Genomic DNA, 9,748 nt, shown 5'->3' on the forward strand with positions numbered 1-9,748 from the left:
ACTTGATCGCTACATCACCATTCATCAGCATAAGTGATATTTGCGTAAAATTAGCTTAAATTTGACAATGAACGCATAACAAGATCAATGTCCCGATTTTCTAATTCTTGAATAATATGCAAATAGGTTTTTTGTGTTGTCGTCATATTTGAATGCCCCAGTCGTCTGGCAACACTGGCAATTGAAACTCCGGCAAATAAAAGCAACGAGGCATGAGTATGGCGCAAACCATGCAATGAAATAATCGGAATATTCGCTTTTTTACATCGGCGTGTCAGAATGTCGTTGACCGTAGAATTGAAAATCTTTTGTTTCACAAAAATAGGTTGATCTTCGGGCTTATCTCTAATTAAATCGGAAAATTGAATAATTGTTTTCCAATCAAGCGGGATTTTGCGTACCGAGGATCGGTTCTTCGTAGGTAAAAAACCACCTCCCTCTTTATAATTCCACGTTTTATTAATTGACAGAGTTTGATGTGAAAAATCAAAATCTTTTGGTGTGATAGCTAATGCTTCGGAGAAGCGCATTCCTGTTTTTGCAATCAATAAAATAAACCAATCCCAATTAAGTTCTTTCGTTAAATTTAACTTTGTAATTAGGGTATGCAATTCAAATTGGTTTAAATACTTGGGCTTTTTTGTTCGTGGCGGACGACCTTTAATTATCGCCTTTCTCGTGGGATCCCGAGTTAAAAGGCCTTCATCAACAGCATCAAGAATTGCTCCCTTTAACTGATGATGAAAATCCATTGTTGTTTGTCGCTCATGGTAGCGAGCGTAATCATTGAGTAACTTTTGATAAGTAATGCGATTAAGATCACATAGTAATAGCTTAGGAATCAGCCGTTTAAGCCATTCCAGCGTAAGCAGATATTTAGACATCGTCACTTTTCTGATTGCTCCCTCCTTATAAATATGAATCCAATGTGAATAGTATTGATGGAATAGCGCTTGCTTTGAAGTTACCTCATTCATAATGAATCTCCTATAAGAATGTATTTCACTTATGCTGATGAATGGTGATGTAGCGATCAAGTGCGGTGAAAAATGTGCCGATTTTTTGTTGTTCAGGCTGATTGGTAATAAATAAAGATATATTGGTAATATCACTCGCATTAAAAGATGGTAGAGCTCCAATTTGGGCATATTTAGCTAATTTAATATTTTCAAATATTGTTTTAGCAAAATAAGTATCCCATTGAGTAGAATCTAACGAATATGCCATCATATTATTATCAATAAAAAAATCCTTTATAACCAATCTCTTGCGATCTAGTAACAATGCAGCTCCGACCTTGGCAAAAATAATCGCAGGAACATCAGTGATCACTTTCCATTTATTTTTTGATATTTGTTGATCTGAAACATAATTATTAGAAATTAACATTACTTGTTCGTTATCAGATAAATTCATATCAGAAACTTTATAAAAAGGAATCCCAATCTGATTGCCTTGTTCAGTTTCAGGAAACCCAATCCCTGATTGTACTTTTCCTAATTCCCCCAACTTCCTCTGTTCCCAAGCGTGAGCTTTTTTACAAAGAATCGTGAAAAATTATGTCCATTTCCTCTATTATGAGAGCATTGTAAATAAAAATGATGAAATTTTATGGGCATTTATAGATGAGGGCGCTAGCTGCTCCAATACAGTGTCTAAATTGATGCGCAGTAAAATCTCTACTATTAGAGTGATTTTTCCCTCTGTGATAAACTTTACAAAATTTTGAGGCTTATTATGACAATGTGGATGACCCCTTCTTTTCTTATTCTTCTTGGTATATCGCTTTTTATTCTGATTATCCTTTGTTTTCTACTCGCCCGCCGTTCGCGCGATGTGCAAGAGTTACAGCAAGATTTGAATAGAACCAATAGCGATTTTAATCAACTTGCCGAACGTTTTGATTTACTCAATCAACAAAAAAATCTGTTGGAACAGAAGGCTGTGAAAGCCCAAACAGAAAGTGAGGGGTTACAAATCCGTTTAAGTGAGCGGGATGAAAAAATGGCCTACCTCACCAAAGAATTGGATGAAGAGCAGGCTCGCAACGAGCAAATCGCCACACAAATCACAGCGTTGAAAGAGCGTTTTGGTATTGCCTCTGCTCAAGCGGAAAGTTTACAAACCCAGCTACAACAAAGCCAAGCTCATCTTTTGCGTAAAGAACAAGAGCAGCTTAATTTAACGGAAAAATTGACCGCACTTTCACAAGAGCTGACAGGGTTAAAAACCACCTTGGCAGAAAAAGAAAAACATTTTGCCGAACAGCAACAAAATATTGAGCAATCAAAACAACAACTTGGCATTGAGTTTCAAAATCTTGCTAATCGTATTTTGGATGAAAAAAGCCGCTCTTTTAATCAAACCAACCAAACAGCACTAGAAACGTTGCTTAAACCTTTCCGTGAACAAATTGAGGGTTTTCAAAAACGGGTGAATGAAATCCATTCGGAATCCTTAAGAGGCAATGCGGGCTTAGAGGCAGAGATTAAGAAAGTGTTGGAAATTGGCTTAAATATGTCGCAAGAGGCAAGTCATTTAACCTCGGCGTTAAAGAGGGAAAAGAAAACCTTAGGGAATTGGGGGGAAGTGCAACTAGAACGGGCATTACAACTTGCCGGTTTAGTTGAAAATGTGCATTACCGTGCGCAAGCACATTTTAGAGACGAACAAGGTGGGCGGAATTACCCTGATTTTGTATTGAGTTTACCCGATGAAAAACACCTTATTATTGACAGCAAAATGTCGTTGAATGCCTATGAACGTGCGGTCAATGCTGAAGATGATGTTGAACGGGAAGCTTTACTACGAGAGCATATTAAAGCGCTTAAAAATCATATTGATGATTTGCACAAAAAAGATTACAGCAACTTAATCGGCATGCGTAGCCCGAACTTTGTGCTGATGTTTATTGCACTTGAGCCGGCTTATATTGAGGCGTTAAAACAAGATCCGAATCTTTTTAATTATGGCTATGAAAAAAATGTCATTATGGTTTCCCATACCACGTTGATGCCGATTTTGCGCACCATAGCAAATCTATGGCGAATTGAACGGGGCAATCTGGAAGCCAGAGAAATCGCCGAAAAGGCCGGGGAGATTTATAATCAAATTTGTTTGGTGGCGGAACGTTTGGGGAAATTGGGGAATAGTCTTTCCACCGTTACCAATCAATATAACAGCACGGTGACAGCATTAGTGGGGCAGCAAGGTTTAGTGGGGAAAATAGAACGCTTTAAAGATTTATCCGCCAAAGCCAATAAAACGATGCCAAATGTTGAATTATTAAATCATGGTGTGGATTTAAGCCGTTTGTCCTTGCTTACTCAAGAAGAAAAATAATCCTCATTTTTTATTGCTATTTTCAAAAAAACTGCTATTTTTTTGCCGTTTTTTATTGATTAATTTTTACAACAAGTTAGGAAAAATGAATGGAACAGCAAAAATCACCTGATCTTTATGCCAAATATAACCAACAATCTAACGCATTAAGTAAAATTATTTTCGCCAGCCGTTGGTTACAATTGCCGATTTATCTTGGGCTTGTGGTTGTGCAAGGGATTTACGCCTACAAATTTATGAAATCCCTCTGGCATTTAATCACCAATATTAATGAGATGGATTCCAACACAATTATGCTTGCGGTGTTAAATCTGATTGATGTGGTGATGATTGCCAATTTGTTAGTGATGGTGACCATTGGCGGTTATGAGATTTTTGTATCAAAACTCAAAACCCGTAGTCATCCTGATCAACCGGAATGGATGAGCCATGTCAATGCAACCGTGCTGAAAGTAAAACTTTCAATGTCAATCATCACGATTTCTTCTATTCATATGTTGCAAACCTTTGTGAATGTCAGCAACCTTCCCGAAAAAACCATGATGTGGCAGCTTTTTTTGCATCTTGGTTTTTTAGTTTCAGCTATCGCCTTGGCTTATACGGATAAGATTTTATACAGTACCAGCCATAAAAATCACTAATCATGAATAACAGGTTCTCCCGGAAAAACGCGAACAAAAAACATGTTGGCGTTTCCTTTTTGCCGACTAAAATCCGGCGCCCAAAGATAAACCTTGCGCAAACCCAAGTGATTTTATTTAACAAGCCCTTTGATGTGCTGACGCAATTTACCGATGAAAAAGGGCGGGCAACACTCAAGGATTTCATTCCCATAGCACATATTTATGCGGCAGGGCGATTAGACCGGGATAGCGAGGGCTTACTCATTTTGACCAACAACGGTGCATTACAACATCGCCTTGCTGATCCTCAATTTAAAACCGAGAAAACCTATTGGGTGCAGGTAGAAGGTGAACCGACTGAGCAAGATCTCGCCCCACTACGACAGGGGGTTATGCTTAAAGACGGGAGAACAAAACCGGCAAAAGTGCGGTTGATTTCAGCACCAAATTTATGGGATCGTACGCCGCCTATTCGAGAGCGGAAATCCATTCCCACTTCATGGTTGGAGATAAAAATTAGCGAGGGACGAAACCGTCAAGTCAGACGAATGACTGCTCACATCGGTTTCCCCACTTTACGCTTGGTTCGCTATGCGATTGGGCCATTGTCCATTGAAGGGATTTCAAATGGGGAATATCGCAAGCTATCAGAAAAGGAAATTGAGAAATTATTTTCTTGGCTGAAAATTAAATAGGTACCGCTTTAGCTATAAATACCCGCCGGGTAAAGAGAGAACTAAGAAAAATTATAAAAAAGGCAGATCATTTAAAGATCTGCCTTCTCACTTCATTGATTCAATGAATTATTTAATAATTTTCGCAACAACACCGGCGCCAACTGTACGGCCACCTTCACGGATAGCGAAACGTAAACCTTGGTCCATCGCAATTGGGTGGATTAAAGATACGGTCATTTTGATGTTATCGCCAGGCATTACCATTTCCACGCCTTCCGGTAATTCGATAGTACCGGTTACGTCTGTTGTACGGAAATAGAACTGTGGACGGTAACCTTTGAAGAATGGGGTATGACGACCACCTTCATCTTTTGATAATACATACACTTCTGATTCAAAGTCTGTGTGTGGAGTGATTGAACCCGGTTTCGCTAATACTTGACCACGTTCGATTTCTTCACGTTTCGTACCACGCAATAATGCACCAATGTTCTCACCTGCACGACCTTCGTCAAGTAATTTACGGAACATTTCAACACCGGTTACTGTGGTTTTCGCTGTATCTTTGATACCTACGATTTCAACTTCATCACCAGTACGGATAATACCACGCTCAACACGACCGGTTACTACAGTACCACGACCAGAGATTGAGAACACGTCTTCAATTGGAAGAAGGAACGGTTGGTCAATTGCACGCTCAGGCTCTGGAATGTAAGTATCCAAGTGGTTAGCTAACTCAAGGATTTTTTCTTCCCATGCAGCATCGCCTTCTAAGGCTTTTAATGCAGAACCACGCACGATTGGCGTATCATCACCCGGGAAGTCATATTGAGAAAGAAGCTCACGCACTTCCATTTCAACTAATTCTAATAACTCTTCGTCATCTACCATATCGCATTTGTTTAAGAATACGATGATGTAAGGTACACCTACTTGGCGACCTAATAAGATGTGCTCACGAGTTTGTGGCATAGGACCGTCAGTTGCCGCTACTACTAAGATAGCGCCGTCCATTTGTGCCGCACCGGTAATCATGTTTTTCACATAGTCGGCGTGTCCCGGACAGTCAACGTGTGCATAGTGACGGGTTGGAGTATCATATTCAACGTGTGAAGTGTTGATGGTGATACCACGCGCTTTTTCTTCCGGTGCATTATCGATTTGGTCAAATGCACGCGCTGAACCACCGTAGTGTTTTGCTAATACTGTGGTGATTGCTGCTGTTAAAGTTGTTTTACCGTGGTCAACGTGGCCGATTGTACCCACGTTTACGTGCGGTTTTGTACGTTCAAATTTTTCTTTAGACATTGCTAATATTTCCTAAAAGTGCGGTATAAAACCGAAGAGATTTTATACCGCTGGTTTACAAAAATTATTTTTTACGCGCTTCAATCACTGCCGCAGCAACGTTTGTTGGTGCTTCAGCATATTTTAACGGTTCCATTGAGTATGATGCACGACCTTGGGTTTGTGAACGTAAGTCTGTTGCATAACCGAACATTTCAGAAAGTGGAACTTCTGCATCAATTTTAACAACAAATTCGTTCGCTTCTTGACCGTTAACCATTGCACGACGACGGCTTAAATCACCGATTACATCACCCACATACTCAGGTGGTGTTTCAACTTCTACTTTCATGATTGGCTCAAGTAGAACTGGGTTTGCTTTAGCGAACGCTGCTTTAAATGCTAAAGAAGCGGCTAATTTAAACGCAAGCTCGGAGGAGTCCACATCATGGTATGAACCGAAGTGTAAACGTACACCAAGGTCAACTACCGGATAACCCGCTAATGGACCAGATTTAAGTTGTTCTTGGATACCTTTGTCAACCGCTGGGATGTATTCACCAGGAATTACACCACCTTTGATTTCGTTAACAAATTCGTAACCCGGACCTTCCGGTTCTAATGGATACAAGTCGATAACAACATGACCGTATTGACCACGACCACCGGATTGTTTTGCGTGTTTACCTTCAACATCATTAACACGGGTACGGATAGTTTCACGGTAAGATACTTGTGGTTTACCGATGTTTGCTTCCACTTTGAATTCACGTTTCATACGGTCAACGATGATATCTAAGTGTAATTCACCCATACCTGAAATGATGGTTTCACCGGATTCTTCATCCGTATGAACACGGAATGAAGGGTCTTCTTGTGCTAAACGACCTAATGCAATACCCATTTTTTCTTGGTCTGCTTTAGTTTTCGGTTCTACTGCAACAGAGATTACCGGCTCTGGGAATTCCATACGCTCAAGAATGATTGGTGCTTCAATCGCACATAATGTATCACCCGTAGTCACATCTTTTAAGCCGATTGCCGCTGCAATATCACCTGCACGAACTTCTTTGATTTCTTCACGTTTGTTTGCGTGCATTTGAACGATACGACCAAAACGTTCACGTTTTTGACGCACAGAGTTCAACACGGTATCCCCTGAGTTAATCACACCAGAGTAAACACGGAAGAAGGTTAAGTTACCCACGAATGGGTCGGTTGCGATTTTAAACGCCAATGAAGAGAACGGCTCTTCATCGCTTGCATGACGCTCACCTTCAGTTTCATCCGGGTTAATCCCTTTAATTGCAGGAATGTCTGTTGGTGCCGGTAAGTATTCAACCACTGCATCAAGCATGGCTTGAACACCTTTGTTTTTAAAGGCAGAACCACAGGTAACCAAGATGATTTCGTTTGCTAATACACGTTGACGAAGACCTGCTTTGATTTCTTCTTCTGTTAAGTCTTCACCACCAAGGTATTTTTCCATTAACTCTTCAGAAGCTTCAGCCGCTGCATCGACAAGGTTTTGACGCCATTCTTCACAATCTGCAACCATGTTTGCAGGGATATCTTCATAAGTGAAGGTCATACCTTGGTCAGCTTCGTTCCAGTTGATCGCTTTCATTTTGATCAAATCAACTACACCGGTGAAGTTGTCTTCAGCACCAATTGGAAGTTGAAGTGGAACGGCATTCGCACCTAAACGTGTTTTTAATTGGTCAACCACACGGAGGAAGTTCGCACCGGTACGGTCCATTTTGTTTACAAATGCGATACGAGGAACTTCATATTTATTTGCTTGACGCCATACGGTTTCTGATTGTGGTTGAACACCACCTACCGCACAGTAAACCATCACCGCACCATCAAGAACACGCATAGAACGTTCTACTTCAACAGTAAAGTCTACGTGTCCCGGGGTGTCGATAACGTTGATACGGTGTTGTGGAAATTGTTGAGACATACCAGACCAGAATGCGGTGGTTGCCGCAGAGGTGATGGTGATACCGCGCTCTTGCTCTTGTTCCATCCAGTCCATTGTTGCCGCACCATCGTGTACTTCACCGATTTTGTGGCTCACACCTGTATAGAATAAGATACGTTCAGTAGTAGTCGTTTTACCCGCATCAATGTGCGCACTAATACCGATATTGCGATATCTTTCAATAGGAGTTGTACGTGCCATTATTATAACCTTGTTTAGTTTAATATCTGTTTATATAAGGGTAAGGCTTCATCAATGATGAAGCCCTTTAAGTTCAAAAGCTTATTACCAACGGTAGTGAGCAAATGCTTTATTCGCTTCAGCCATGCGGTGAACATCTTCACGTTTTTTCACTGCTGCACCTTTGTTATCAGAAGCATCTGATAATTCGTTTGCAAGGCGTAAAGCCATTGATTTATCACCACGTTTACGAGCGGCTTCTACGATCCAACGCATACCTAATGCGTTACGACGAACCGGACGAACTTCAACCGGGACTTGGTAGGTTGAACCACCAACACGGCGGGATTTAACCTCAACGGTTGGACGCACATTTTCAAGTGCGATTTCAAAAGCTTCTAAAGGTTCTTTACCTGTACGCTCTGATAAGGTTTCTAATGCACCGTAAACGATGGATTCAGCAACGGATTTTTTACCGTCAACCATGATTACATTAATAAATTTTGCAAGTAATTCTGAACCGAATTTCGGATCTGGAAGAATCTTGCGTGGTTCAATACTACGACGACGTGGCATTGCGAATTTCTCCGTATTTTAATCTTCAGGATATCCAAAACTCATCAGCAATCTTTCTCTGTTGAGAAATTTTGCAGCGCACTGCGCTTTTGACTGGAGTTTATGGTTTAAATTGTTTGCTAATTTAGACGTTTGGCCTTACTTAACGGAGAACCATTAAGCTTTAGGACGTTTAACGCCGTATTTAGAACGACCTTGTTTACGATCTTTTACGCCTGCACAGTCTAATGCGCCGCGTACTGTGTGGTAACGCACACCCGGTAAGTCTTTAACACGACCACCACGGATTAATACAACACTGTGCTCTTGAAGGTTGTGACCTTCACCACCGATATAAGAAGTTACTTCAAAACCGTTTGTTAAGCGGATACGACATACTTTACGTAACGCTGAGTTAGGTTTTTTAGGAGTTGTAGTATATACACGAGTACATACACCACGTTTCTGCGGGCAAGCCTCTAATGCAGGAACGTTGCTTTTTACAACCTTTTTCACACGCGGTTTGCGTACTAGCTGGTTGATAGTTGCCATTAAAAAAGCTCCAGTTTAAATGTTATTCAATAATAGAATGTTGTTCAAAAAATCTACTTCCAATATAGAAATAGACGGCAAATTCTAATGATTTCCCCCACTCTTGTCAATAATTAAACATACGCCAAGACCGGAAATCCTCACTCCGTTTCCTCTTGTTTCGAATTTAGTTTGCACGATATATCGTGCAATTCTAAAAATTGAGTCAATCATCACTTTCTCCTACATTGTCATCAATACTTAACTCAATGGAGAAAAACACAATGTCAAAAGAAATTGCCCTCGTGTTAATGAGCCACGGAAACTTTGCCAAAGCGGCAATAGAAAGTGCGGAATTAATTGTGGGAAAACAAACAAACTTTGAAACCTTATCAATCTTTACCGTAGATAATGTTTCTCACTTAAAACAGGAACTACAAGAAAAAATCGCCTCATTAGATACGCAATCCGGATTGATTTTTTTAACCGATATTCTCGGTGGCACACCGATGAATTTGGCCTCTCACTTACTCACAAAAGAAAATATTTGGGGCTGAAGTAGA

At 40.5% G+C, this 9,748-nt stretch carries 10 protein-coding genes; 4 read left to right on the forward strand and 6 right to left on the reverse strand.

Going from position 1 to position 9,748, the window contains the following annotated elements; all coding sequences use genetic code 11:
- Positions 1–50: 50 nt before the first annotated feature.
- Both BKK52_RS06905 and BKK52_RS06910 read right to left on the reverse strand, forming a co-directional pair.
- Positions 51–977 carry a site-specific integrase gene (locus BKK52_RS06905; protein WP_077478348.1) on the reverse strand — a complete coding sequence of 309 codons (927 nt, stop codon included), beginning with the start codon at positions 975–977 and terminating at the stop codon, positions 51–53.
- A gap of 25 nt (positions 978–1,002) precedes the next feature.
- Positions 1,003–1,548: a restriction endonuclease subunit S gene (locus tag BKK52_RS06910; RefSeq protein ID WP_279626513.1), complete on the reverse strand. Its 546-nt coding sequence runs from the start codon at positions 1,546–1,548 to the stop codon at positions 1,003–1,005.
- A 201-nt stretch (positions 1,549–1,749) separates the two neighbouring features.
- Between BKK52_RS06910 and BKK52_RS06915 the strand changes: the two genes are divergently transcribed.
- The 3 genes from BKK52_RS06915 (at position 1,750) to BKK52_RS06925 (ending at position 4,660) form a co-directional block, all read left to right on the forward strand.
- Positions 1,750–3,342 (forward strand): DNA recombination protein RmuC, encoded by a 1,593-nt coding sequence (locus BKK52_RS06915; protein ID WP_425272080.1) that lies wholly within the window; start codon positions 1,750–1,752, stop codon positions 3,340–3,342.
- Between the two features lie 89 nt (positions 3,343–3,431).
- Complete coding sequence (locus BKK52_RS06920) at positions 3,432–3,983, forward strand: TIGR00645 family protein (protein WP_077419637.1); 552 nt, start codon at positions 3,432–3,434, stop codon at positions 3,981–3,983.
- 2 nt (positions 3,984–3,985) lie between these two features.
- Entirely contained in the window at positions 3,986–4,660 is a 675-nt protein-coding gene (locus BKK52_RS06925; protein ID WP_077419638.1) for a pseudouridine synthase, read from the forward strand.
- 108 nt (positions 4,661–4,768) lie between these two features.
- Here BKK52_RS06925 and tuf read toward each other — a convergent pair whose 3' ends face one another.
- The 4 genes from tuf to rpsL form a co-directional block, all read right to left on the reverse strand.
- Positions 4,769–5,953 (reverse strand): elongation factor Tu, encoded by a 1,185-nt coding sequence (gene tuf, locus BKK52_RS06930; protein ID WP_077419639.1) that lies wholly within the window; start codon positions 5,951–5,953, stop codon positions 4,769–4,771.
- Between the two features lie 64 nt (positions 5,954–6,017).
- Positions 6,018–8,120, reverse strand: a complete 2,103-nt coding sequence (gene fusA / locus BKK52_RS06935; RefSeq protein ID WP_077478354.1) for an elongation factor G — start codon at positions 8,118–8,120, stop codon at positions 6,018–6,020.
- 84 nt (positions 8,121–8,204) lie between these two features.
- The gene (rpsG, locus tag BKK52_RS06940) at positions 8,205–8,675 is read right to left on the reverse strand and encodes a 30S ribosomal protein S7 (protein ID WP_018356117.1); all 471 of its coding nucleotides are present in this window, start codon (positions 8,673–8,675) and stop codon (positions 8,205–8,207) included.
- A 156-nt stretch (positions 8,676–8,831) separates the two neighbouring features.
- The gene (gene rpsL / locus BKK52_RS06945; protein WP_005543325.1) at positions 8,832–9,206 is read right to left on the reverse strand and encodes a 30S ribosomal protein S12; all 375 of its coding nucleotides are present in this window, start codon (positions 9,204–9,206) and stop codon (positions 8,832–8,834) included.
- A gap of 263 nt (positions 9,207–9,469) precedes the next feature.
- On the opposite strand from rpsL, the gene BKK52_RS06950 reads away from it, so the two are divergent.
- Positions 9,470–9,742, forward strand: coding sequence for a PTS sugar transporter subunit IIA (locus tag BKK52_RS06950; RefSeq protein WP_077478356.1), 273 nt, complete (start codon positions 9,470–9,472; stop codon positions 9,740–9,742).
- Positions 9,743–9,748: the final 6 nt, after the last annotated feature.

The organism is Rodentibacter trehalosifermentans (genome assembly GCF_002000545.1).
In the GTDB taxonomy this organism is placed as follows: Bacteria; Pseudomonadota; Gammaproteobacteria; order Enterobacterales; family Pasteurellaceae; genus Rodentibacter; species Rodentibacter trehalosifermentans.